At 43.9% G+C, this 478-nt stretch carries 1 protein-coding gene; it reads right to left on the bottom strand.

The window, feature by feature from the left end; all coding sequences use genetic code 11:
- Nucleotides 1–441: GDSL-type esterase/lipase family protein (locus AC2A4J_RS20355; protein WP_484177297.1), on the bottom strand; the 441-nt coding region annotated here is incomplete at its 3' end.
- Between the last annotated feature and the right edge of the window lie 37 nt (nt 442–478).

Below are 478 nucleotides of genomic sequence, written 5' to 3'. Positions count from 1 at the left end.
CCCCGCTATAGGTATTTGCGGAAAAGGATTATATAAATTCATGAGATACACGCAATAGGGCTGCTTCTGTCCTCTTTTGATCTGAGCGATTTCATGAATCATCTTGCTGAAATTTGCTTGGCAATGCAGCGTCGCTTGCAGCAGTTTCTTTTCATCTTCACCTTTTTCATACTGCTGAATCGCTTGAACAAGGTCATTCCCACAGCCTGTGATGGTGATGATATCAGCTGTCACAATAGCGCGTATCACATCAGATCGTTTGAATAGCTGTAAAATCTGATCCGTCGTTAACCCTGATTTTGCAAATACAGACAGCTCGACTGGCTCATGTGTCTTTTTTTCAAGCATCCACTGATACCGCTCAGCAAATCCCCCGCCAAATAAACGTGCCCCCACTCCAACTGTTAAGGAATCTCCAATTGCAACATAGGATCGTCCCACTCTTATCCCTCACTCTCTCCTGCCTTCTCTTATATAT

The sequence above is a fragment of the Marinomonas sp. ATLA20 genome (assembly GCF_057180105.1).
This window is presented reverse-complemented; position numbering and strand designations above follow the sequence as displayed.